The organism is Lentzea sp. NPDC004789, assembly GCF_053601075.1.
The window spans coordinates 59,402-85,576 of record NZ_JBSGBE010000002.1 but is presented as its reverse complement, the minus strand read 5'-3'; the positions used below and the strand labels follow the sequence as shown (position 1 = coordinate 85,576).

Below are 26,175 nucleotides of genomic sequence, written 5' to 3'. Positions count from 1 at the left end.
GAAATCGTTGACGTCGTGCGGCGGGGATGTCTACTTTGGGCGAGGTTCCGCTCGCCACCCCGCCGCCGCCGGCCTGAGGCGGACACGTCGGCGCATCCTTCCTCACCTCACGGAAGCACGTTCCTGGCAGCGCAACGTCCGAAGTGGAGGGACGACATGCTCGGACGACGTCTGATGGGCCGGAGGAGAAGATCGGCCGCCGGTGCGGCCGGTGCCGTGGTCACCTTGCTGGCCGGTCTGCTCGTCGCATTGGGTGTGGCGCCTTCCAGCGCGGCGGCAGTGGACACCAACGCCTGGTACGTGCTCGTCAATCGGGGCAGTGGCAAGGCGTTGGACGTCTACAACCTGGCGACGAACGACGGCGCGCGGATCACGCAGTGGACGCGCAACGACGGGAACTGGCAGCAGTGGCAGTTCGTGGACTCGGGTGGGGGCTACTACCGGCTGAAGTCCCGGCATTCGGGCAAGGTGCTGGACGTCTCCAACTCCTCCACGACCAACGGTGCCGCCATCGTGCAGTGGTCCGACGGCAACGCGGTCAACCAGCAGTTCCAGCTGGCGGACTCGACCGACGGCCACGTCCGGTTGATCAGCAGGCTCTCCGGCAAGGCCGTCGAGGTCCAGAACGCGTCGACCGCGGATGGCGCGAACATCGTGCAGTACGACGACTGGCGTGGCGACAACCAGCAGTGGCGGCTGGTCCGGATCGACGGCACCACCCCCACGACGACCACGAGCCGGCCGCCGGCCCAGCAGTTCACCAACCCGGTGGTGTGGCAGGACTTCGCCGACGTCGAGGTCATCCGGGTCGGTGAGGTCTACTACCTGACCTCCTCCACCATGCACTACTCACCGGGAGCGCCCGTCCTGCGCTCCTACGACCTGGTGAACTGGGAGTTCGCGGGTCATTCCGTGCCCTCGCTGGACTTCGGCACCAAATACGACCTCACGAACGGGCAGCGCGGCTACGTCAACGGCATCTGGGCGTCCTCGCTCCAGTACCGTCCGAGCAACCGCACGTTCTACTGGACCGGGTGCATCGATTTCAACGACACCTACATCTACACCGCTTCCGCGGTCGACGGCACGTGGAGCAAGCACGCCCAGATCGACAACTGCTACTACGACGCGGGCATGCTCATCGACGACAACGACACCATGTACGTCGCTTATGGCAGGGACACGATCAGCGTCGCCCAGCTGTCGGCCGACGGTCGCACCCAGGTCCGCGCCCAGCAGGTCTTCCAGACCCCGTCGAGCATCGGCACGCTGGAGGGCTCGCGCTTCTACAAGCGCAACGGCAGCTACTACATCTGGCTCACCCGCCCGGCGAACGGCCAGTACGTGCTCAAGTCCGACAACGGGCCGTTCGGCCCCTACACCGTGCGCGAGGTCCTGCGCGACCTGCCCGGCCCGATCGCCGGCGGCGGCGTGCCGCACCAGGGCGGTCTCGTGCAGCTGCCCAACGGATCCTGGTACTACATGGCGTTCGTGGACGCCTACCCCGGCGGTCGCGTCCCCGTGCTCGCACCGATCTCCTGGACCTCCGACGGCTGGCCCGTGGTGCAGACGGTCAACGGCCGCTGGGGCGTCAACTACTCCAATCCGCTGCCGACGCGCCCGGTCAAGCCGCTCACCGGATCGGACACCTTCACGGCCACCACCCTGGGCCCGCAGTACGAGTGGAACCACAATCCCGACACCGGCAAGTACTCCGTCGGCAACGGGCTTCGGCTGAGCACCGCCACGGTCACCGGCGACCTCTACGCCGCCCGCAACACCCTCACCCACCGCATTCCAGGCCCCACCTCGACGGCGACCGTCGAACTGGACTACAGCGCGATGCGCGACGGCGACCGGGCGGGGCTGGTGATGTTGCGCCAGTCGTCGGCCTGGATCGGCGTCCGGCGTGACAACGGCAGAACCTCGGTCGTGATGACCACCGGCCTCGCGATGGACAGCAGCTGGCGCACCACCAGCACCGGAACCGAGGTCGCGAGCACGGCGATCACCGGGGACCGCGTCTGGCTGCGGGCCAGCGCCGACATCCAGCCCGGCTCCAACCGCGTCGCGCGCTTCTCCTACAGCACCGATGGCAACACGTTCACCCCGCTCGGCCCCGCGTTCACGCTCGACAACTCCTGGCAGTTCTTCCTGGGCTACCGGTTCGGCGTCTTCAACCACGCCACCCAGGCTCTCGGCGGCGCCGTCACGGTCCGGAGGTTCGACGTGGCCAGGCCCTGACCGCGCGGTGGAACCGCAACCCGTCCCGAACCATCCTTTGTGGAGGATCGCCTTGATCCGCGCTCTAGTTGTGCTGGCGTGCCTTGCCCTGTTCACGGCAGTCGCGCCCCCGATCCTGGCGGGCCCGCGGGTGACGGTCGAAGGGCTCACCACGAACGGCAGGACGAACCCGCTCGGCATCCCCGGTGCCGCCCCGGCGTTCGGCTGGAAGTCCGCGTCCTCGCGCAGAGCGGTGACCCAGACGGCCTTCGAGGTGCAGGTCGGGTCCTCACCGGGGGCGTCGGACGTGTGGCGCACCGGAAAGGTCAAGTCGCCGCAACAGGTCGACCTCGCCTACGGCGGACCGGCCCTGGCCTCCGCCACGCGGTACCACTGGCGCGTGCGGATCTGGGACGACAAGGGTGTTCCGAGCGCGTGGAGTGTTCCGGCGTGGTTCGAGACGGGCCTGCTCACGCCGGCCGACTGGGGGTCGGCGGCGTGGATCGGCAGGCCCGCGCCGACCTACGAGCAGTGGACCGACTACACCGCCACGGTGAAGTTCCGGCTGAACAACGAGGCGTTCGGCACGTTCCTGCGCGCGAAGGACGCCGACAACGCGTACATGTGGCAGCTCAACGTCGGCTCGTCCGCCGACTCGGTGCCGATGCTTCGACCGCATCGGCGCCTCGCCGGCAACTACGCGCTGCTCGCCGAGGTCGACCTGCGGCCGTTCGGATTCACCCGTGCCGGACTGCTCTCCGGCGACCACGCGGTCGCCTACACCGTCCAGGGCGACACCGTCCGGACGGTGCTGGACGGCATCACCGTCGACACGCGCACGGTCTCGGGCTTCCCGGTCGGGCGGCCGGGTCTGCGCACCTGGGAGAGGGAGTCGGTGACGGTCACGTCGTTCACTGCGACCAAGCCCGACGGCACCGTGCTGGCCGCTCCGGAGCTCGCCGTGCCCAACCCCTTCACCGGCGGCAGCATCGAGAACCACGAGCTGACCGTCACCGGGACCAGCGACGCGCTGCTGGTGGGCGACGACTCCTACGAGCCGTTGCTGCGCACGTCGTTCCGGACCCTGCAGGGGAAGAAGGTGGCGCAGGCGAGGATCTACGCCTCGGCGCACGGCGTGTACGAGCTCACCCTCAACGGCCGCAAGGTCGGCGACCAGTTCCTCGCACCGGGTTACACCGAGTACGCCAAGCGCATCCAGTCGCAGACCTACGACGTGACCGGTCTCGTCCGCGCCGGCGGGAACGGTCTCGGTGCCGCGCTGGGCGACGGCTGGTGGGCGGGCAAGGTCGGCCTGGCGGGCAAGGGGCAGTACGGCACCGACCTGTCCCTGGTCGCGCGGTTGAAGATCACCTACACCGACCGCACCGTGCAGTGGCTCGACACGACGCCGGACTGGCGGTGGCAGCAGGGGCCGTTCGCCGCGACCGACAACCAGATCGGCGAGACCTACGACGCCCGGTTCACCCGGCAGGGCTGGACCGATGCCGGGTTCGACGACTCGTCGTGGCGGCCGGTCGTCGTCCGCCCGTCCGACACCGCGAAGCTGACGCCGCAGCCGGACGAGCCGGTGCGCGAGACGCAGGTGCTGGACTCGGTGGCGGTCACCACGCCGCGTCCAGGTGTGACGATCTACGACCTCGGTCAGAACATGGTCGGCGTCGCACGGGTGAAGATCGCGGGGAAGGCGGGCGAGACCGTCCGGATCCGGCACGCGGAAGTGCTCAACCGCGACGGAACGATGTACGTGGAGAACCTCCGTGCCGCCACGGCGACCGACTACTACCGGTTCGCGGCCGACGGCACGGTGACCTACCAGCCGACGTTCACCCAGCACGGCTTCCGGTACGTCGAGATCACCGGGCTGAGCACCCCTCCGGCCGCGGCGGACGTGAAGGGTGTCGTCTGGGGCTCGGACCTGAAGCGCACCGGAACCCTGCGCACCTCCCGCGACCTGCTGAACCAGTTGCACAGCAACGTCACCTGGGGTGCGCGGGGCAACTTCCTCTCGATCCCCACCGACACCCCGGCGCGCGACGAGCGGCTGGGCTGGACCGGCGACATCAGCATCTTCGCGCCGACCGCCGCCTACCTCAGCGACATGCGGGCGTTCCTGGGCAAGTGGATGGCCGACGTGCGCGACGAGCAGAAGGGCAGTGGCTCCATCCCGGCGGTCGTGCCGTCCACCAACGGCGCGTTCGACGAGAGCGGGGTCGGCTGGGAGGACGCGATCATCACCGTCCCGCACGCGCTGTGGCACGCCTACGGCGACACGCAGGTGGTGCGGGACAACTACGAGGCGATGAGCCGGTTCTTCGCCCACGCCAGGGCGAGCGCCGGACCGGACAACCTGGAGACCGGCCGGCTGACGTTCTTCACCGGCGACTGGCTGAACCTCGACGACCCGTCGAACCAGGGCGTCATCGGCACGGCCATCTGGGCGCAGGACGTGCGGATGATGGCCGACATGGCCAAGGCGGTCGGCCGTGACGCCGAAGCCGCCGAGTACGCCCGGCTGTACGAGGACGTGCGCACGGCGTTCACGAACGCCTACGTGGCGGCGGACGGGACGGTGCTGGGCAACTCGCAGACGGGCTACGCCCTCGCACTCGGCATGGACCTCATCGCCGATCAGGCGCTGAAGGCGAAGGCGGGCACGAAGTACGTGGCGAAGCTCGCGGAGAGCGACAACCACCTCAGGACCGGGTTCATCGGGACGCCGTGGCTGCTCGTGGCGCTGTCGAACATCGGCCGCGACGACCTCGCGCACACCCTTCTGTCCAAAGAGGACTACCCGTCGTGGGGTTACGAGATCCGCAAGGGCGCCACGACCGTCTGGGAGCGCTGGAACTCGATCCAGCCCGACGGCTCGTTCGGCCCGGTGGACATGAACTCCTTCAACCACTACGCCTACGGCGCGGTCGCCGACTGGATGCACCAGTACATCGGCGGCATCCGGATCAAGGAGGCCGGCTACCGGCGCAGTGTCGTCGAACCGCACATCGGCGGCGGTCTCACGCACGCGGAAGGCGCCATCGACACCGTGTACGGCAGGCTGTCGAACGCGTGGTCGCTGAAGGGGAACGAGCTCACGATGACCGTCACCGTGCCGGCCAACACCACCGCGGAGATCGTGATCCCGTCGGCCGACGCCCGCTCGGTGACGGAGTCCGGCAAACCGCTCAGCGCAGCACCTGGTGTTCTCGGCGTTGCTCAGGATTCCGGCAGGAAGGTGACCGTGGTGACGGTCGGTTCCGGGCGGTACAGCTTCACCGCGTCAGGGCAGCGGTGACCGGTCGCCCACGGACCACCGGTGGCCGAACGGGTACGTGAAGCCGCCTTGCCGGTGCGTGCCCCACGGCAGCCGGTGGTCCACGACCGGCGAGCCCGGCACGGCTCCCGCGGCGACGGCGCGGGCGACGTGCGTGACCTGGCCAGGGCTGGTTTCCGCCGGGTTGCCCAGGTCGACCTGGTGCACGCAGAACGGCGCGCCGCCGATCTGCAGGCCGGCCACGCCGCCGAGGTTCCACAGCTCGGTGGCGCCGAGCGCGGTGCGGTACCAGGCGAGGGCCGTGCCTGCCGGATCGGCTCACAGATCGCTGAGCAGCCAGACGACGTCGCGCAGCAGAGCGTGCCGCCAGCCGGCGCGGTCGTGGCCCGCGGGCGAACGGTTCACCCGCACGGTCGCGCCCGCGGCCGAGGTCAGTTCCTCCACGGCCGCGCAGTGGCGATGCATCGCCGGTTCGTGCTCGCCGACGTCGAACGCGACCCGCAGCCCGGACAGGTGGCGGTCGCGCAGCCGGGCCGCGGTGTCGCCGCCGGCCGGGCCGTCGAGCGAGATCCCGTGGTCCGGCAGGTCGCGCGCCCACCAGAACGAGCCGGACTGGCAGGCCACCCGCGTGACGAGGTCCGGGAGGTCCAGGGCGGCGTCGAACGCGCTGAGGCCGCCGAGGCTCTGCCCGGCGACGACGAGCTTCGCGGGGTCGACCGGCACGCCGTTCGACGCGAGCAACGGCAGCAGTTCGTCGCGGATCGCCCGCCACAGCGCCGGGTCGCGGTACTCGGCGTCGCGGTCCCGTGGCGTGGGCAGGAACACCAGGGTGGCGGGTGGTGCCTCGCCCGCCTTCACCATCGACTCGTACGCGGTCATCAACGGATGCACGTACATCCAGTCGTCGCCGTCGAGCAGCAGCACGACCGGTTCGCCGCCTTGGTGCACGCGCACGGTCTTGCGGCCGAGAGCGCTGTTCCACCGGATCCGCAACGACGGCACGTCCAGCACGTCGTCCGGTCCGACGAGCGGCCAGTGCGGCTGCGGCGCGAGGTCCGGCGTGGCGAAGATCGACCGGTTCGGGCCGGCGCCCGCGGGGTTGAACGGGTCGGCGTGCTCGTCCAGGTCGTAGAAGTGGTACGTCACGCGAAGACCGGCGGGCATCACGACCTCGGCCCACCAGAGGTCCGTGTCCTGCCACCGGTTCAGCCCCGAGGGCTCCAGCGCGCTCTCGAAGCGCAGGACCGCCGGGCCGCCTCGCCACAGGAACAACGTCCGGTAGCCGTTGCCGTGCGGGATCGCGACCGGGCCGGTCCACGAGTCGAAGCCGCCGTGGACGTCGGGGTTCATCGGGCCACCGCCAGCTGGTAGGAGGAGTCGCGGCCGAGCAGCTCGCGGTGCGTGCCCTCGCCGGTGACCGTGCCGTCGTCGAGGACCAGCACGCGGTCGGCCACGTCGAGCAGCGCCGGGCTGCTGGTGATCACGACGGTGGTGCGGCCGCGGCGCAGTTCGGCGACGTTGCGGGCGATGAGCTGTTCGGTGACCGCGTCGACGGCCGTGGTCGGGTCGTGCAGCACGAGGATCTCCGCGTCTGCGGCCAGGGCTCTGGCCAGCGACAACCGTTGCCGCTGGCCGCCGGAGAGGTTGGCGCCGCAGTCGCGCACGGGGTGGTCGAGGCCTTCGGCGTGCAGCTCCACCACGTCGGTCAGCATCGCGGCGGACACCGCCTCGTCGACCAGCGCGCTGTCGCCGGACGGGTCCACGTTGTCGCGCAACGTGCCCGCGAACACCTCGTGGTGCGACGGGTTGACCAGCAGACAGGTGCGCAGGCTCTCGATCGTGAGCGCCGCGATCTCCCGCTTGGCCACCCGGACCACGCCCGAGTACTCCGACGGTGGCACGTCGACGGACAGCACCGCCGCCAGCTCGGCCGCGGCCTGCGGCTGGTAGGCCGCGATCGCCACGAACTCGCCCGGCCGCACCGAGAACGTCAGTTCCCGCAACGTGCCGTGCGTCAGCCCCTCGACCTCAAGGCCTCCGTCGGGGCCCGGCACCTCGACGCCCGGCGTCATGCGCGGGGGAGCGGCGAGGACCAGCGCCATCCGTTCGGCGGAGGCGCGCGCGATCATGACGTACTTCGGCATCTCGGCGAACATCTTCAGCGGCTCGATCAGGAACTGCGCGAGCCCGACGGCCATCACCAGCTGTCCCACCGAGATCTGGCCGTGGAACGTCAGCACACCCGCCCACAGCGTCACCGCCGCCGCCAGCAGCGAGTTCAACGCCAGGGCCGTGCCCGCGTAGACGCCGTTGACCCGCGCCACGACGATCGACTGCTTCTCGGCCTCGGTGCTCACCCTCCGATACGCCTGGAACGCCGCGTAGCTGCCGCCGAAACCGTGCAGCGGCCGCAGGCCCGCGATCAGGTCGGACACCTTCGCGCCCGCCCGTGCGACCTTCGCCTGCTGCACCTGCGTGCTGGCGCCGATCCGCCGGGACAGCACGCTGAGCACGGTCAGGATCGCCGCCGTGCCGGCGAACACCAGCACGCCGAGCGGCACGCTGATCACCGCCAGCACGACGCCCGTGATCGCCACCGACACCAGCGAGCTGATCAGCAGCGGCACCACCTCGATGATGTCCGCGGTCTGGTCGGCGTCCTCGGTCGCGATGGCGAGCACCTCGCCGGACTTCAGGCTGGTGTCGCGCGCCACCGGTCGCAGGCCGTGGTCCGCGACCGCGACCCGCCACCGGTGGGCCTCCGTCGTGTTCGCCTTCTGCAGGATCCGCATGCCGAACCGCCACGAGTACGACACCGTCGCCATGACGAGCCCGAGCGCGAACAGCGCGATGCTCAGCGACCGGAGCTGACCGCCGCGCAGCGCGTACTCGACGATCACGCCGAGCAGGATCGGCACGGCGGTCTCCGCGGCCTGGTACGAGCCCATCAGCAGGGTCCCGGACGCCATCGCGCCGACGTTGCGGCGCAACGCGATCCGCAGGATCTCGCGTCCGGTGCGGACTTCAGTGTTCGTCAACGTGGCGCGCAATCGCTTCGGGGGTGGACAGAGCCAGCAGGTCGCGGATCGTGACCACGGGACCGAACTCGCGGCGCAGCAGGCCGATCAGCCGCACCGCGAGCATCGAGTGCCCGCCCAGGTCGGTGAAGCCGCTCGTCATGCCCACCTCGTCCTCGTCGAGGTCGAGCGCCTCGGCGAACAGCTCGCGCACCGCGGTCTCGGTCTCGGTCAGCTCCCGCTCCTCGTGCTGCACCAGGGTGCCGAGCGGGCGCGCCTGCGGCAAGGCCGCGGTGTCGGCCTTTCCGTTGACCGTCAACGGGATCGCGTCCACTTGGGCGTAGTGCGTGGGCCGCAGGTAGTCAGGCATGCCCGCGCCGACCTCGGCCGCGACCGACCCGATGTCGGCGCCCTGCGCCAGCACGAGGTACGCCGCGAGCCGGTACGCGCCGTCGACCTGGGGGTCGGACTGCGCGACGGCGGCGACGAACCTCACGTCCGGATGCGCGGCGAACCGCGCCTCGACCTCGCCCAGCTCCACCCGGTGCCCGCGGATCTTGACCTGCTTGTCGGTGCGGCCGAGGTAGAGCAGGTTGCCGTCGGGGCGCCGGATCACCAGGTCGCCGGTCCGGTACATCCGCTCACCCGGCACCCACGGGCACGCCACGAACCGTTCCGCGGACTGGCCGGGCTGCCCGAGGTAGCCGCGCGCGATGCCCACGCCCGACACGTGGAGCTCGCCCGCGACACCGTCCGGCACCGGCCGCAGCCACGGGTCCAGCACGTAGACGTCGGTGTTGTCGATCGCCACGCCGACCACCGGGTCCACGCAGTCGAACGTGCCGACGCCCAGCGTGTTGATCGTGTACTCCGTTGGCCCGTAAAGGTTGTAGCCGACGGTTCCAGGCGTCTCCGCGAGCAGCTGCCACAGCGTGGGCGTCACGGCCTCGCCGCCCAGCAGCACGAGCGCCGGTTTGTGCTCGCCGTCCAGCAACCCCTCGGCGACCAGTTGCTGCGCGTAGGTCGGTGTCACGTTGATGACGTCGATCTCGTGTTCCGCGCAGTACCGGACGAGGCCGGTGGCGTCGCGGCGGAGCTCCTCGTCGCAGATGTGCACCTCGTGGCCGTCGGCGAGCCAGAGCAGCTCCTCCCACGACATGTCGAACGCGAACGACACGGTGTGCGCGATCCGGAACGTCCGGTGCCCGTGCTCGGCCAGCACCGGCTCGAAGATCCGCCGCTGGTGGTTGACCAGCATGTTCGTCAGGCCCGCGTACTCGGTCACGACGCCCTTGGGCCTGCCGGTCGAACCGGACGTGTAGATCGTGTAGGCCGCGTGCCTGAGCCGCTGCGGGTCGTCCGGCGCGAACGTGATCACCGGCTCGGCCGATGGCCACGGCTCGTCGAGCAGGAACGCCGGACCCTGGATCCGCGGCGCCACCGCGCTGGTCGTGATGATCAACGACGGCCGCGCGTCGGCGATGATCGCGGCGATCCGCTCGTCCGGGTGGTCCAGCTCCAGCGGCACGTACGCCGCGCCGCAGCGCAGGATGCCGAACAGCGCGACGACCCACTCCATCGACCGCGGCACCGCGATGGCGACAAACGTCTCGACGCCGATCCCCTTGCCGGACAACACTCCGGCCAGGTGCCGGCTGCGGTCCCGCAGCTCGGCGAACGTCATCGTCCTGCCATGTGCGACGAGCGCGACCCGGTCCGGGTTGCGGTCGGCGGCCCGGTCGAACAGGTCGACCACGGTGAGGTCGCCGAAGTCGTTGGCGGGGTTGAGCTCCGGGGTCTGCCTGGAACCGAGCGAGCCCAGCATGCCGTCCGTGCGGGTCAGTTCGTCGAGCATCTCCAGGTAGGAGTCGAACAACCGTTGGGCGAACGCGGGATCTGTCACGTCCGGCCGGTACTCGACCTTGACCGTGAGCTCCTCGCCCGGCGTCACGACCCACGTGAACGGGTAGTGCGTCGAGTCCTCCGCGTCGTGGCCGATGATCCCGTTCTTCGCGTCGAACTCGGTGAACGTGTCGTCGTCCAGGAAGTTCTGCAGCACGAACAGGCTGTCGAACAGCTGGTCGTGGCCGCTCGCGCGCTGGATCTCACCGAGCCCGAGGTGCTCGTGCTCCATCGTCGCGACCCGCGAGGCCTGCACGGACGCCAGGAACTCGCCCACGGTGTCGTGCGGCCGCGCGCTCACCCGCAGCGGCACGGTGTTCAGCAGCACTCCGACGATGCCCTCGGTGCCCTCCTCCTCACGTCCGGACACCGTCACGCCGAACACCGCGTCGCCCCGCCCGGTCTGCCGGCCGAGCACCAGCCCGAGCGCGCCGGTGACCACCGAGTTCACCGTCACGCCGTGCCGGCGCGCGGTCTCCCGCACCCGGTCCGACACCTCGACCGGCAACGTCCGCACGATCCTCACCGGCAGTGAGTCCGAAGTGGACTGTCCGCCGAGGAGCGTCGGTCCGGGGAGATCGGCGAGGTGGTCCGCCCAGAACCGCTGCGCGGCCTCCGCGTCCTTCTCGGCGAGCGCACGGGTGTAGCTCTCGAAGCTCGGCGTGGCGGGTGCCGGGTCGACGGTCTCGCCCGCGAGGAACGCGCGGTAGGCGTCGAACAGGTCGTCCAGCACGATCGCGCGCGACCAGCCGTCCCACAGCAGCAGGTGGTTGGTGAACAGCAACGTGTCGTGGCCGTTCGGCTGCCGGAGGATCGTCAACCGCACGAGCGGCGGTGAGGTCAGGTCGAAGCCCGTGGCGCGGTCCTCGACGCGCAACGCCTCCACGGCGTCCTCGTTCAGCACGTCCACGGTCCGCACCGGCACGTCGCCGCCGACCCCCAGCACCTGCACCGGCGTGCCGTTCTCATCGGTCTCGAAGCCCGCGCCGACGACCGGGTGCCTCGCGATGACGTGCTTGAGTGCCTTGCTCAGGGCGGTGGGATCGAGCCGCCGGTCGAACGTGAAGCAGCTCTGCGCCACGTACTGACCGGACCTGCCGGCGAGCTCCGCCTGGAAGTACAGGCCGCGCTGCAGCGGCGAGACCGGCGCCGTGCGCCGCGCGGTCGCCGAGGCGTCCGCGATGCGTTCCAGCGCCAGCAGCCACCGTGCCGCGATCTCGTCCGACACGTCCTCGGTCAGCCCGAACGTGGCGCGCAACGAACCGGAGGCGTCGACCCAGCAGTTGACCTCGACCGCGTACGGGCTCGGCCGGTTGTCCGGGTCGACGTGCAGCGCCTGCGACTCGCTGGCGCGGCCGAGGTAGTTGAACAGCACCTGCGGCCGGGGCAACGCGGCCAGCACGGGTGCCGTCTGCGGGTTCAGGTACCGCAGCTGACCGAACCCGACGTGCGCGACCTCGTCCGGTTGCCGCGCGACGACCTCACGGGCCGCCGCGACCGGATCCGTTGCGGGGCTGAGCCGCACGGGCGCGAGCGCGGTGAACCAGCCGACCGTGCGGGTGTAGTCGTGGTGCTCGGCGGCGGGGACGCGGCCGTGCCGTTCGAGGTCGATCACCAGATCGGTCGGCGTGCCCTGGATCTCGGTGAGCGCGGTGCGCAGCGCACCCAGCAGCAGTTCGGTCAGGCCGACGCCGAGCGCGGCCGGCGCCTTCCGCACGACACGTCCGGTGAGGTCGGCGGCCAGCGTGACGGTGACCTGGCGTCGCTCGCCGAGCCGCGGCGTGAGCACCGGGGCGTCCAGCGTCTCGACCCACCGGGACAGGTCGCCGCCGGACTGGGCGCCGACCGTCAACGCGGCGGCGTACGCGGCGAACGACGTCGTCACCGGCGCGAGTTCCTCGCCGCGCAGCGCGACGGCGAGGTCTTCGAGCAGGATCATCCAGGACACCGCGTCGACCGCGAGGTGGTGCACCACCACGACGAGCGTGCGGTGGTTCTCCAGCCACGTGAACGCCGCCATGACACCGGCTTCGGCGTCGAGCCTGCCCGCGGCCGCCTCGGCGGCCTCCCGCGGGTCGTCCGCCGACACCACGACGTCGATCTCGGTCGCCGGTTCGGTCCGCAACGACCACACGCCGTGCTCGGTGTTCAGACGCAGGCGCAACGCGGGATGCGTTGCCACGACGGCGTTCGCAGCGCGGCGGGCGTCGTCCAGGCTCGCGCACTCCAGCTGCCTGGCCTGCGCGAAGTTCTCGAGCGATCCGCCGAGCTCGCGCAGCCGCAACATGATCGGTGTCGGCGCGACCGGGCCGTCGGCGAACTCAACCGGGGCCTGTTGCTGGACGGGCTGTGCGGCGAACTTCTCCGCCAGCGCTCGCGGGGTCTTGTGCAGGAACATGTCGCGTGGCGAGATCGCGAGCCCAAGCGCCCGCGCCCGGTTCACCACACCGATCGCCACGATGCTGTCGCCACCCGCGACGAAGTAGTCGGTGTCGGCGTCCACATCGGACACCGGCAGGGCGTCGCGGAAGATCTCGACCAGCGCGTCGAGCACGGAGGCGTTCGCCGCGACGGCCGGTGCGGCCTCCTCGCGGGCACGTGCCTGCAACGCGGCCCGGTCCAGCTTGCCGTTGACGGTCATCGGCAGCCGGTCCAGCGCGATGACCCGCTGCGGCACCATGTGCTGGGGCAGCTTCCCGGCGAGAATCGAGGTGAGGTCGGCGGGCGGCGTGCCCACGACGTGCGCGACGAGGTGGTCGGCGGTGTCCGCCACGGTGACGGCCACGTCGAGGACGCCCTCGACCTCGCGGACGACGGCCTCGACCTCGCCCAGCTCGATGCGGAACCCGCGCAGCTGCACCTGACCGTCGGCGCGCCCGAGGAACTCGAGGTCGCCGTCGAGGTTCCACTTCGCCAGGTCACCGGTGTGGTACATCCGCGATCCGTCGCCCGCGAACGGGTCGGCGACGAACCGGCTCGCCGAGAGCCCCGGCCGGTTCGCGTAACCGTCCGCGACCTGCGGCCCGGCGAGGTAGAGCGAGCCGGTCACGCCGGGACCGACCGGTCGCAGCCGGTCGTCCAGCACGTAGGCCCGCTGGCCGGGCACGGACGGGCCGATGGGGCTGCCTTCGGGACGGCCCGGCTCGTAGTCGTAGTCGTCCAGCACGTGCCGTGCGGTGTACACAGTGGACTCGGTCGGGCCGTAGCAGTTCGCCAGGGCCGGTCGCCCGGTGCCGTACCGCTGGACCCAGTCGCGCAGCCGGCCGGGTTCCAGCACCTCGCCGCCGATGACGACGCGCCGCACGGTCGTGATCGGCTCGCTGTGCCTGTCCGCCTCGATGAACTGGTAGAACGCCGACGGCGTCTGAACCATGAACGTGACGCCGCGCTCGCGCACCAGCCGGTGGAAGTCGACCGGCGAGCGGGTCAGCCCGCGGTCGGGCACCACCAGCTCGGCGCCGTTGGTCAGCGCGCCCCACACCTCCAGCACCGAGGGGTCGAACGAGAACGAGTGGAACTGCGTCACCACGTCGTCCGGCCCGAAGCCCGTGTCGGGCTGGATGTTCGCGAGGAACGTCACCGCGCCGCGGTGCGGCATCACGACGCCCTTGGGCCTGCCGGTCGACCCGGACGTGTAGATCACGTACGCCGGGTGCCGCCACGTCGCCGGGGTGATCACGCCGGCGCCGGGCACCTCGTCGCCGACCGCGACCACCCGTGCGGCGCTGCCGGTACGGGAGACGATCGCGGCGAAGCGCTCGCGCTGTTCCGGGGCGATGAGCACGACCTGCGGCGCGGTGTCGGAGATCAGGTATTCGAGCCGGTCGTCCGGATACGCCTCGTCCAGCGGCACGTACGCGGCACCCGCCGACACGACGGCGACGAGCGAGACGACCTGCTCCAGCGAACGGGGAACGGCGACCGCGACGCGCTCGTTCGGTCCGACTCCGGCGTTCGCGAGCGTGTGGGCCAGCCGGTTCTTCGCCTCGGCCAGCTCGCCGTACGACAGGCTTTCCGAGGTGCCGTCGATCCGGCAGAACGTCAAAGCGCGGGCTTCGGGCGCACGGGCCGCGGCCGCGTCGAACAGCTCGGCCAGCGTGGCGGGCCGGACGTGTGCGGGTCCCGCGTCGCGCGGCGCATGAATTTCACCGGCCAGCAGGGCGTTGAGGGTCTCTGCGAACCTCTCCACGATCCGTTGCGCACCCGCCGGGCGGATGACCGCGGTGTCGTGCACCAGGTTGAACCACAGCGAGCCATCGGTCCGCCGCGCCACCACCAGGGTCAGCGGGTAGTGCGGCGCGCCCTCGTTGACCACGTCCGCGATGCCGAACGACTCGCAGCGCAACGAGGTCACGTCGGTCGCCACGTCGAACACCACGAGCGTGTCGAAGAGCGATCCGCGGCCCGCGAGCCGCCCGATCCTGGTCAGCGACACGTGCTGGTGCGGCAGCACCGCGGTCTGGTGGGCACGCATCGCGTCCAGCAGCTCGCGGGCGGTCGTCCCACCGGACCACCTGGCGCGCACCGGAACGGTGTTGATGAACAGGCCGACGAGCTCGTCGATGCCGGGCACGTCGGCGTCACGCCCCGACACCGTCGAGCCGAACACGACGTCCTGGCTGCCCAGGATCCCGCCGAGCGTCAAGGCCCACGCGCTGTGCACGGCGACGCTGAGCGACACCCTGGCCGCCCGCATCCGTTCGTCCACATCGGACGTCGCATCGATGATCATGTCGCCGAACCGCTCGGACGGCACGTGGTCCGGCACGGTGATCGACGGTCCGGGCAGGCCCTCCAGTTCGCGCGCCCAGACGCGGTCGCTCTCGCCGGCGTCGCTCTCGGCGAGCCACCGCACGTAGTCGGAGTAGCTGCCGCGCACGTGCACCGACCCCGGCGCGTCGTACTCGGCGAGGAGCGCGCGCAGCATCGGCGGTACCGACCAACCGTCCGCGATGATGTGGTGCACGGTCTGCACGAGCACGTACCGCTGCGGCGCGGTGCGCACGAGCGTGTAGCGCATCAGCGGACCGGTGGCGAGGTCGAAGCCGGCGACGCGGTCGCGTTCGGCGAGCTCGCCGATCTCCTCGTCGGTCATGCCCTGGCCGTTCACCGCGGTGAACCCCGGCCGCACACCCGACTCCAGCACCGACACGACCCGGCCGTCGGCGAGGGTCGCGAACCGCGCGGCCAGGTTCGGGAACAGCTCGAACACCCGCGTCGCCGCCGCTTCGAGCCGCTGGGCGTCGACGGCACCGGTCAGGGTCAGCAGCTGCTGCTCGACGTAGCGGTGCGCGGAGTCGTCGTCGAAGACGGAGTGGAAGTACAGGCCTTCCTGCAACGGCGTCAGCGGCAGGATCTCGCGCAACGCCGGGGAGTCCAGCGCGTCGACGTCGGCCTGGGTGAGCGGCAGCAACGGGAAGTCGCTGGGGGAGTGGCCGCCGGACGTGAGCTCCGCCAGGCCTTCCAGCGCGGCGACGAAGTACTCGCCGATCCGCGCGATGTCATCGTCGGTGAACACGCCGGACGGCCACGAGAGGACGGTGACCAGTTCCAGCGTGCCGTCGGCACCGGGTTCGGCGGAGGCGTTGAGCTCCAGGGCGCGTGGCAGCCGCATCGCCGGGTCGCGCTTCTCGCCGAGCTGACCGGCGTTCTCCGCGAGCTGCCAGTCCCCGGTCGTGCCGCCGGAGAACCTGCCGAGGTAGTTGAACAGCACCTGCGGGCGCGATCCGCCGAACTCGGTGCGGCCCAGGTACTTCAGGGCGCCGTAGGAGACGCCGTTGCTCGGCACCCGCGCCAGGTCCTCCTTGACGTGCTTCAGCGCGGCACCCAGGTCGTCGAGGTCGACCGGGTCCACCGTCACCGGGAACAACGTCGTGAACCAGCCGACCGTGCGCGACAGGTCGGGGTCGCGCGGCACGAACCGGCCCTCGCGGCCGTGCCCCTCCAGCTCGATGTGCGCGAACGTCTGGTCCTGGCCGTGGTCGCGCCGCCACTTGGCCAGCGCGACCGCCAGACCGGTCAGCAGCACGTCGTTCACCTTGGCGTGGAACAACGCGGGCACGTCGCCCAGCAGCGCGGCGGTGGCCCGGGAACCGACCGTCACGGTGCGGACCTGTTCGCGCGCAACGACATCGTCGTCGGTCAGCTCACGCCGGCCGAGCAGCTGGTCCACGCCCGGCAGCTTGCGCTCGTAGTACGCGCGGTCGTCTCCGAAGGAGGCCTGCTCCAGCAACTGGGTCCAGCGCCGGAACGACGTGCCGACCGGCCGCAGCTCCACGGCCGCACCGGACGAGACCTGCTGCCACGCGAGCGCGAGGTCGTCGAACAGAATGCGCCACGACACTCCGTCGATCACGACGTGGTGGATCACGAGCACGAGCTGCCGGGCCTCAGGCCGCCACACCGCGCGCAGCATGATGCCCGCGTCGGGGTTCAGCCCTTCGGTCGCCGCCTCGACGCACTCGTCCAGCGGGGCGTTGCTCTCCTCCCAGAGGGCGTGCCCGTCGGCCGGGATGTCGAACGACCACCGCTCACCGCGGATGAGCTTGGCGCGCAACATGTCGTGCCGCGCCACGACCGCGTCCAGGATCTGCGTCAACGCCTCGGCGGTGAGGTCGGCGGGCGTGTTGAGCACGACCGACTGCACGAACCCGTCGATCGCGTCCGTGGTCTCGCCGAGCCACTGCACGATCGGCAGACCCGCCACCGGACCGGTCGGCACGTCGTCGTGGTCGACCGCCGAAGCACCGTCACGTGACGCCACGGCGGCGAGCGCGCGTGGCGTGCGGTTGACGAAGATCTGGGTGGCGGTGACGAACACGCCCTGCGCCCGCAACGCGGACAGCAGCGAGATCGCGAGGATGCTGTCGCCGCCCAGTTCGAAGAAGTCCTGGTCCGCGCCGACCTGCTCGATCCGCAGCACCGACGCCACGGCCGCACAGATCACCGCCTCGTCCTCGGTGGCCGCGGCGGTCACCGGACCGGTCTCCACCACCGGTTCCGGCAGGGCGCGGCGGTCGAGCTTCCCGTTGGGCGTCAACGGAAACTCCGGCATCACGACGATGTGCGCGGGCACCATGTACTCGACGAGGTGCTCGGTCGCCCACTGCTTCACGGCGTCCGAGGTCAGCGACCGGTCGGACGGCACGACGTACCCGACGAGGTAGTTGCCGCCGGCGGAGTTCTTGCGCACCACGACACAGGTGTGGCGAACTCCGGGGTGCTCGGCGAGCGCGACCTCGACGTCCTCCAGCTCCAGCCGCATGCCGCGGATCTTGACCTGGTTGTCGACGCGGCCGAGGAAGTCGAGCGACCCGTCCGGGGCGAACCGCGCCAGGTCACCGGTCCGGTAGAGGCGCGAACCGTCGGTCGCGAAAGGGTTCGCGACGAACCGCGACGCCGTCAGCCCAGGAGCGTTCACGTAACCGCGCCCCAGCAGGAACCCGCCGATGTACAGCTCGCCGCCGACCCCGGGCGGGCACGGCCGCAGCCGGTCGTCCAGCACGTAGAGGTCGGTGTTCGGGTTCGCCGTGCCGATCGACGTCGACAGCCGCTCAGCCTCGCCGCGGTAGATCACGTGCGAGACGCCGATCGTGGCCTCGGCCGGGCCGTAGCCGTGGTACATCGGGATGTCGAGCTGCGTGCGGAACCGCTCGTACAGCTCGGGCGTGAGCACCTCGCCGCCGCACCACACGTGCCGCAGGCTGGCGAGCTCACCGTCGCCCGCGATGTTCAGCAGCACATCGAGCATCGACGAGACCAGGTAGACGAACGTGACGCGGTGCCGGGCGATGGTCGCCAGCAGGTGGTGCGGGTCGCGCTCGCCACCGGAGCGCACGACGACGGTCCGGCCGCCGCACACCAGCGGCAGGAAGATCTCGTTGACCGAGATGTCGAACGACAGCGGCGCCTTGAACAGCGCCGCGTCGCCGGGTCCGAAGCAGAGGATCTGGTGCACCTGCCACAGCAGGCGTTCGCTGATCGCCTCGTGCCGGATCATCGCGCCCTTGGGGCGGCCGGTCGAGCCGGAGGTGAACATCACGTACGCGAGCTGCGCGCCCGCGATCCGCACGTCACACGGTTCGGCCGAGTACTCCGCGAAATCCCAGGAATCCAGGTCGACCGCGACGGCGTCGGGCTCGTTCTCCTCGCTACTGCCCAGAATCAGGGCGACCTGGGCGTCGGTGATCACGGACTCGCGGCGGGAGGCCGGCCACTGCGGGTCCAGCGGCACGAACGCGGCCCCGGCCTGCAGCACGGCGAGCAGGCCGATCACCATCTCGGCCGAGCGGGGCAGCGAGATGCCGACGACCTGCTCGGTCCGCAGGCCCTGGGCGAGCAGGAAACGCGCCAGCTGGTTGGAACGGGCGAGCGCCTCGCCGTAGGTGAAGGCGCGGTCGCCGTCGTTGATCGCCACGGCGTCCGGGCGCGAGGCGGCCTGCGTGCGGAACAGTTCGACGATGCTCGGCCGTTCGCGCGGGAACTCGTTGTCGTTCCACCGCGCGAGGTCCGCCAGCCGCTCGTCGAGCGTCTGCGCGGTCAGCGTCCCGATGGCGCGGTTGGGGAACTCGGCGAGGTCGTCCAGCACCCGCTGCGCGGCGGCCGCGTCGACGCCCGCTGGTAACGGGATCCGCCAGCCGTCGGCTGCTTCGACGACGTCGGACTGCTGACCCTTGTCGGCCCACACGAGCAGATCGCCGAAGAGCGTTGCGGGGGAGAGCTCAAGCCCGTCAACGGTCAGCGAGGGGTCCGCCCAGTGCGTCAGCGCCACCGCACTCGCGACGGCGATGGTCCGCTGCGGGTACTCACCGGCACGGCGCCGAACAGAGGCGATCCGGTCGGTCGAAAGCAGCACCTGTTCCATGAAGGTGAGCCTAACCTAACTGGCTGATGATCCGAATCGCCACGCGGCCCAAAGCGCGGCGTAACGCCCGTCACGGGCGACGAGTTCCTCGTGCGTGCCCTGCTCCAGCACGCGACCGGCGTCCAGCACGGCGATCCGGTCCGCCGCGATCGCCTGGGTGAGCCGGTGCGCCACCAAAAGCGTTGTGCGGCCCCGGCAAGCGGCGAGTGCCGCTCGTTCCAGCGCCGCCGCACCCCGGCTGCCGGCCTCGGCCGTCGACTCGTCCAGCACGACGACGGGGGAGCGGCCGAGCACCAGCCGGGCCAGCGCGATCTGGGCGATCTTCGTCGCGTCGAGGCGTTCACCGCCCTCGCCCACATCCGTGTGCAGGCCTTGGGGAAGTGCCTCGACCCACGTGTCCGCGCCCACGGTCCGCAACGCGTCCATCAGCTCGTCGTCCGTGGCGTCCGGTGCCGCCAGACGCAGATCCTCCGCCAGGGGGCCGGCGAACACGTGTGCTTCCTGGGTGAGGATGCTGACCATCGCCCGCGCACCCGCCTCGTCCACGTCGCGGAGATCGGTCGGTCCGATGTGGACGGACCCGGACTGCGGGTCACCGGTGCCCGCGACCAGTGCCGCCAACGTCGTCTTGCCCGCGCCGGTCGCGCCCACCAGGGCGAGCGACGTCCCCGCGGGGATCTCGAGGTCGATCTCCCGCAGCACGTCGTGCGCGGATTCGGGGTAGCGGAAGGAAAGCCCGCGCACCGACACCGGCAACGGGCCGGCGTTCGAGTCGACCGCCACCGCGCTGCGGACCAGCTCGTCGCCGTTGTGCTCGGCGAGCACGCCGACCAGCCGCGCCAGCCCGGCACCGGACTTCTGGGCCTCGTCGAAGAAGGCCATGATGAGGCCGAGCGGCACGAACAACCGGTGGAACAACAGCGCGGCGACGGACACCTGGCCGAGCGAGGACTCCCCGTTGGTCACCAGGACGTAGCCGACCACGATGATCAGCCCGAGGCCGATGAACTCGGCGCGGTTCTCCCGCCCGACGAACCGGCCGAAGAAGCGGAACACCTCGATGCCGATGTCGCGCACCCGCCACGACTCCGCGGTCACCTTGTCCCGGAACGCGGTCTCCAGGCGGTAGGCGCGCACGGTCGCGATGCCGTCGAGGCCGCTGATCAACGCCTGCGCGCGGTCGGCCTGAGCCTCGGAACGGGCGCGGTAGAGCGGCTGTGAACGCGGCAGGTACCAGCGCAACGCCAAGGCGTACGCGGGAAGCGCGCAGGCACCCGCGACGCCGAGCCGCCAGTCCAGCCCGAACATGCCGGCGGTCGCGATCACCACCAGCACGGCCGCCGAGAAGATCGTCGGGATCGCCGTGCGGAAACCCTTGGAGATGACGGCGACGTCGTCACCGACGCGCGACAGCACGTCCCCGCGGCCGACCTGTTCGATCCGCGCGCTCGGCATCCCGAGCACCGCGCGGACAGCGCCTTCCCGCAGCCGCGCCAGCATTTCCGCGCCGACACGGCCGACCAGGTACGTCGACACGGCGGCCATGACCGCCCCGGCCAGCGCGGCCACGACCGTCGCGATGCCGATGCTCCAGAGGATCGACGCGTCACGTCCGCCGACGATGCCGTCCACCACGGTGCCCAGCAGGAACACCGGGACGATCTGCAGCACCGCCCCGGCCACCGTCGCCAGCACGGTGGCGATCGGCAGACCGGGAGCGGCGCGGCAGTGGTCGAGCACCCAGCGCAGGGCCTGGCGTCCGGTGGCCGTGCGCAGGATGTTCGCAGGACCGTTCATGACGGGTCAGCCGGCCGACTTCGCCGACTTCGCCAGCTCGTCGATCGCGTAGGGCAGCGACGGGAGGGTGGCCTGCGAGATCGCGGCGCCGACCGCGGGCCCCTCGCTGTCGAGCAGCCACGAGACCTTGCCCGCCTTGACCGCCGGCAGGTTCGCGAACAGCGGGAAGTTCTTCAGCGAGTCCGCGTCCGCTTTGTCGGCGATCACGAAGATGCGGTCGGTGCTGATCAGGTCGATCTTCTCGGGCGAGAGCTTGGCGGAGAAGCTGCCGCCGGCGATCTCGTCGATCTTCGTGTTGCCCTTGAAGCCGATGCCGGTCAGCAGCTGGCCGCGCACGTCGGTGGTCGTGAACGGCACGATGCCGTCCTTGTACCAGGTCAGCACGGTGGCGGTCTGGTTCGCGAAGTCCGGGTTGGCCTTCTTCACCTCGGCGAGCTTGTCGTCGAGACCCTTGATCAGCTTCGCGCCCTCGTCCGCCTTGCCGACCGCCTTCGCGATCTGCAGCACGTTGTCCTGCCACTTCGCGCTGAAGGGCTCCTTCTCCTCCTTGGTGCGGCCGACCACCGGTGCGATCTTGCTCAGCTTGTCGTACCAGGCCTGGGTGGCCTCGGAGTAGACGGCGACGATCAGGTCGGGCCGCAGCTGCGCGATCTTCTCGTAGTTCGGCTCGGTGTCGCCGTTCTTCATGACGACCTCGGGCGTGGCCGAACCCCACTTGTCCTTCACCCACGGCCACTGGGTGTTGATGTCGGGCTTGGTGCCCTCGGGGTTCGGGTACTGGTCGACCATGCCGACCGGCACGACGCCGAGCGCGAGCAGCGTCTGGTCGTCGGTGTAGCCGAGGGAGAGAACGCGCTTGGGCGCGGTCTTGATCTCCGTGGTGCCGAAGAAGTGCTCGACCTTGGCCGGGAACGTGCCACCGGAGGCGTTGTTCGAGTCAGGCGTCGAGGCGGGGGTGGAGGAACCACACCCGGCGAGGACACTCGCCCCGACGACCGCGGCCGCTGCCACCACCGTCAGTCGCTTCCAGGTCATGGCTGTTCTCTGGCCCATTCGGCACCTCTTCGTTCGCTGCCCACGCGGCGGGGAAATTAGGACAGGCGAACCTTAGCACCCGGTTAGGCGAGGCTAACCTTCGACGTGACGTGGGTCCGGCCGATCGGAACGATCAACGGCCGCTCGCTGACCGGGTCGTCGATGACCTTCGCCTGCAGACCGAACGTGTCGAGCAGCAGCTCGCCGGTGATCACGTCGCTCGGATGCCCCTGGGCGACGACGGAGCCGTCCTTCATCACGATCAGGTTGTCGCTGTAGCGGACCGCGAGGTTCAGGTCGTGCAGGACCATGACGATCGTGCAGCCGCCCTCGTGCAGGTCGTCGACGAGGTCGATCACGTCGATCGCGTGCGCGAGGTCCAGGTAGGTCGTGGGCTCGTCGAGCAGCAGCAGGTCGGTGCCCTGGGCGAGCGTCATGGAGATCCACACCCGCTGCCGCTGGCCACCCGACAGCGAGTCGACCGGCCGGTGGGCGAGGTCGGCGACGCCGGTCATCTCCAGCGCTTTCGCCACGATGCCGGCGTCGTCGCTCGACCACTGGCGGACCCAGCTCTGGTGCGGGTGGCGGCCGCGCGCGACCAGGTCGGCGACCGTGAGGCCCTCCGGCGCGATCGGGGTCTGCGGGAGCAGGCCCATCTTCTTCGCGACGTCCTTGGTCCTGAGGCGCGCGATGTCGTGACCGTCGAGCAGCACCGTGCCCTGGCGCGGTTTGAGCAGGCGGGAGAGCGTGCGCAGCAGGGTCGACTTGCCGCACCCGTTCGGGCCGATGACCGTGGTGATCACGCCAGTCGGGATGGAGACGTCCAGGTTGTCGAGGACGACGCGGTCGGCGTACCCGACCGTGACGCCTTCGGCACCCAGGCGGGCGGCATCGTTGCGGAGCGCGGTCATAGGCCAACCTTACTTAACTGAGGCTGGCCTCAGCAGCTGCGGCGTCGCGGCTCTCGCCGGGCAATGTTGCGGACCGCACCGTTCAGCAGTCGCTGGTCTCGGAAGTGGTGCTACACGACCACGACCTCGACCCCCGCGGCGCGCAACCGGTCCAGCTCGTCGGCGGGCGCGGACGAGTCGGTGATCACCACGTGGACGTCGGCGATGCCGGCGATGCGGGAGAACGCGCGTTTGCCGATCTTCGAGCCGTCCGCGAGCACCACCACTCGGTCGGCCGCGCGCAGCAGGCAGTTGTCGGTCTGCGCCTCGACCTCGTCGTGCGTCGCGATGCCGGTGCGCGCGTCGATGCCGTCCACCCCGAGGAAGACCAGGTCGAGGCTGATGGCGGCGAGGGCGCGGTCGGCGATCGGGCCCACCAGCTCGTAGCTCTCCGGGCGCACGCCGCCGCCGGTGACCACCAGGTCGATCATGGGGCGCGGGCACAGGTCCGACGCGATGTTGAGCGCGTTCGTCACGACCTTCAGCGGCCTGGTGACGGCGAGCAGGCGCGCCAGCTCGGTGGTCGTCGTGCCGCCGTTGAGCCCCACCGAGTGGACGGACTCCGTCACGAACCGGGCGGCCGCCTCCGCGATGCGGCGCTTCTCCTCGCGGCGGCCGACGCGGTACCGCAGCGGCAGCTCGTAGATGACCTCGACCGCGACCGCGCCGCCGTGCGTGCGTTTGAGCAGCTTCTGCTCTTCCAGCGACTGGAGGTCGCGGCGGATCGAGGCGACGGACGTGCCCAGGTCCTCCGCGAGCCCGGTCACGCTCACCGAGCCCGCCTCCGCCAGCTTGCCCAGGATCGCTGCAAGGCGCTGCTCTTGACGCATTCGATCACTATAACGCAGGAACCGTGCTCGATTTAGTTGAAATTGACGCATGATCACGCACTTGGTATGCGCGTTATCTCGACCTCACGGGCCAGTGCCGTCGCCTCGGCCGGAGAGGGCTGGGCGGCCACTCCGCCCGCTCCGCGCGTCGACAGCGCACCGGCGGCGACGCCGAGTGCCAGCGCGGTGCGGAGATCCCCCTCGTGCAGCCATCCCGCGAGGAAACCGGCGTCGAACGAGTCACCGGCGCCGACCGTGTCCACCGGTTGCACCGCGGGCAGCCGCGCCGTGATCCGCTCCTCGCCGTGCAGCGCGACGCATCCGTCCCCGCCCGCCTTGACGACCGGCACCGGCCCGGCGGCCGCGAGGACCGGCAGCGGGTCCTCGGCGCCGGTCAGCGCGACCGCCTCGGCCTGGTTGGGCAGCACGAAGGTGCACTGCCCCAACAGGTCCGGGTGCAACGTCCACTCGCCCGCCGGGTCGTCGTTGGTGTCGAGCGAAGTGCTGGCCCCGGCCCGGCGCGCCGCCCGGAAGAGCGAGGGCAGACCGGCGGCGAGCCGGGGTTGCAGGAAGTACGACGCCGCGTGCAGGTGCCGCGCGTCGACCGCGGGAACGTGCTCGGGCCCGAACGCGGCGAGGCATCCCTGCGCCGTCAGGATCGCGCGGTCCCCGCCCGCCCGGTTGAGGCAGACGGTCACCGCGGTCGGCAGGTCCGGGTGACGGACGCACGCGCTGATGTCGACGCCGGCCGACCTGAGCTCGTCCAGCACGAAGTCACCGGCCGCGTCCCTGCCGACCATCGCCGCGAGACCGGCCCGCAGACCCAGGCGCGCGGCACCGTGCGCGACGATCGCCGCCGACCCGCCGAGCGCGAGAACTCCGCGCTCCACCAGGGTTTCCGCCTGCCCGTACGCGGGAGCGGCGGGAGCTCCGAAGACCAGCACGTCCGGGTTCGCGTCCCCGATCACCAGCAGGTCGAGCATCACGCGCTCCGCAGAGCGACGGGCAGCAGGTCGCCGTGCGCGGCCGTCATCGCCGCGACGAGGTCGTCGATCTGGCCTGCCGTGAGCGCGGCCGCGGTCGCCGGGTCGCACAGCGCCGCGTGCCGGACGTGGGCGGGATCGCCTTCGACCGCCGCGGCCACGGTCAGGTCGACCACGTTGAGGAAGGCCCGGTTCACCGCGGCGAGCTGGCGGGGCAGGTCGCCGACGCGGTGCGGGTGCACGCCGAGCCGGTCGAGGGTCGCGGGCACCTCCACGGCGGCGCCCTCCGGCAGGTTGGCGATCAGGCCGCGGTTCGCGACGTTCACCTGGATCGTGCGCCGGTGGCCGGTGACCAGGCTGTGGATCACCTGCGGTGCGTACTCGACCGCCTCGTCCGGCAACGGCGGCAGCGGGTCGCCCGCGGCCAGCGCGTCACGGGTCTTCTCGTACGTGGCCACGTTCTCGGCGCTGATCCTCGCGTAGTCGCGGACCGGGAGGCGCAGTCGCTCCACTTCGGACTGATGCCTCAGGTACCACGGCACGTACTCGGCGGAGTGCTCGCTCGTCTCCGTCGGGTAGTAGCCGAGCCTGCGGTACAGGTCGACGCGCACGCGGCGGGCCAGCTCGGGATCCGCCGCGATGGCGGCGTCGAGCGCCGGGTAGAGGTCGCGGCCCTCGTGCTGCCACCGCAGGATCCACGCCTGGTGGTTCACGCCGGCGGACAGGAAGTCCACCTCCTCGTGCGGCACTCCGACCAACGCGCTCAGGTCGTGGATCGTCCAGTGCACCGAGTGGCACAGGCCGACCGCCTTCAGCTTCGGCGCGACGGTCGCCAGGTACTGGATGTTCATCGCCATCGGGTTGGTGTAGTTCAGCAGCCACGCGTCCGGGCACACGGCGAGCATGTCCGCCGCCAGCCCTTCGAGGAACGGGAAGGTGCGCAGCCCGCGGAAGATCCCGCCGATGCCGAGCGTGTCCCCGATGGTCTGCCGCAGCCCGAACGACTCCGGCACGTCGAAGTCCCGCAACGTGGCCTCGTGGCCGCCGATCGCGACCATGTTGACGACGACGTCCGCGTCCTCCAGTGCCTCGCACCGCGACAGCGAGGTGCGAACGCCGGTGGCACCGGCCAGGCGGGCGAGCGCGGCCGCGACCTCCAGCCGTTCGGCGTCGACGTCGTGCAGCGAGATCGAGCAGCCGGCGAGCTCCGGGAACGACAGGACGTCGCGGAGGAGCTGGCGGGTGAACTCGACGGAACCCGCGCCCACGAACGCGATGGTGAACAT

Annotated in this window: 12 protein-coding genes; 2 read left to right on the top strand and 10 right to left on the bottom strand. The window is 70.8% G+C overall.

Features of this window, described 5'->3' with window-relative positions; genetic code table 11:
• Positions 1-156: 156 nt before the first annotated feature.
• On the top strand, positions 157-2,244 hold the full coding sequence (locus tag ACWEIJ_RS04655) for a family 43 glycosylhydrolase (protein ID WP_449835805.1): 2,088 nt from the start codon (positions 157-159) through the stop codon (positions 2,242-2,244).
• Between the two features lie 52 nt (positions 2,245-2,296).
• Complete coding sequence (locus ACWEIJ_RS04650) at positions 2,297-5,533, top strand: family 78 glycoside hydrolase catalytic domain (RefSeq protein WP_449835804.1); 3,237 nt, start codon at positions 2,297-2,299, stop codon at positions 5,531-5,533.
• Here the strand turns inward: ACWEIJ_RS04650 and ACWEIJ_RS04645 are convergent.
• The 10 genes from ACWEIJ_RS04645 to melA all read right to left on the bottom strand — a co-directional run bounded on the left by ACWEIJ_RS04645 (position 5,519) and on the right by melA (position 26,175).
• On the bottom strand, positions 5,519-5,755 hold the full coding sequence (locus ACWEIJ_RS04645) for a hypothetical protein (RefSeq protein WP_449835803.1): 237 nt from the start codon (positions 5,753-5,755) through the stop codon (positions 5,519-5,521). The two genes, ACWEIJ_RS04650 and ACWEIJ_RS04645, sit on opposite strands and share 15 nt — an antisense overlap.
• A 75-nt stretch (positions 5,756-5,830) precedes the next feature.
• Complete coding sequence (locus ACWEIJ_RS04640) at positions 5,831-6,862, bottom strand: alpha/beta hydrolase-fold protein (protein WP_449835802.1); 1,032 nt, start codon at positions 6,860-6,862, stop codon at positions 5,831-5,833.
• Complete coding sequence (locus ACWEIJ_RS04635) at positions 6,859-8,550, bottom strand: ABC transporter ATP-binding protein (protein WP_449835801.1); 1,692 nt, start codon at positions 8,548-8,550, stop codon at positions 6,859-6,861. The genes ACWEIJ_RS04640 and ACWEIJ_RS04635 overlap by 4 nt, the downstream gene beginning before the upstream one ends.
• A complete protein-coding gene (locus ACWEIJ_RS04630; protein WP_449835800.1) occupies positions 8,537-19,294 on the bottom strand; it encodes an amino acid adenylation domain-containing protein in 10,758 nt (3,585 codons plus the stop codon). The genes ACWEIJ_RS04635 and ACWEIJ_RS04630 overlap by 14 nt, the downstream gene beginning before the upstream one ends.
• A 15-nt stretch (positions 19,295-19,309) precedes the next feature.
• Positions 19,310-21,091 (bottom strand): ABC transporter ATP-binding protein, encoded by a 1,782-nt coding sequence (locus tag ACWEIJ_RS04625; RefSeq protein WP_449835799.1) that lies wholly within the window; start codon positions 21,089-21,091, stop codon positions 19,310-19,312.
• A 6-nt stretch (positions 21,092-21,097) separates the two neighbouring features.
• Positions 21,098-22,126, bottom strand: coding sequence for an iron-siderophore ABC transporter substrate-binding protein (locus ACWEIJ_RS04620; protein WP_449835798.1), 1,029 nt, complete (start codon positions 22,124-22,126; stop codon positions 21,098-21,100).
• A gap of 83 nt (positions 22,127-22,209) precedes the next feature.
• On the bottom strand, positions 22,210-23,037 hold the full coding sequence (locus tag ACWEIJ_RS04615) for an ABC transporter ATP-binding protein (RefSeq protein WP_449835797.1): 828 nt from the start codon (positions 23,035-23,037) through the stop codon (positions 22,210-22,212).
• 110 nt (positions 23,038-23,147) lie between these two features.
• Positions 23,148-23,906, bottom strand: a complete 759-nt coding sequence (locus ACWEIJ_RS04610; protein WP_449835796.1) for a DeoR/GlpR family DNA-binding transcription regulator — start codon at positions 23,904-23,906, stop codon at positions 23,148-23,150.
• 53 nt (positions 23,907-23,959) lie between these two features.
• Positions 23,960-24,889, bottom strand: a complete 930-nt coding sequence (locus ACWEIJ_RS04605) for a carbohydrate kinase family protein (RefSeq protein WP_449835795.1) — start codon at positions 24,887-24,889, stop codon at positions 23,960-23,962.
• Positions 24,889-26,175 (bottom strand): alpha-galactosidase, encoded by a 1,287-nt coding sequence (gene melA, locus ACWEIJ_RS04600; protein WP_449835794.1) that lies wholly within the window; start codon positions 26,173-26,175, stop codon positions 24,889-24,891. Before melA ends, ACWEIJ_RS04605 begins: the two co-directional genes overlap by 1 nt.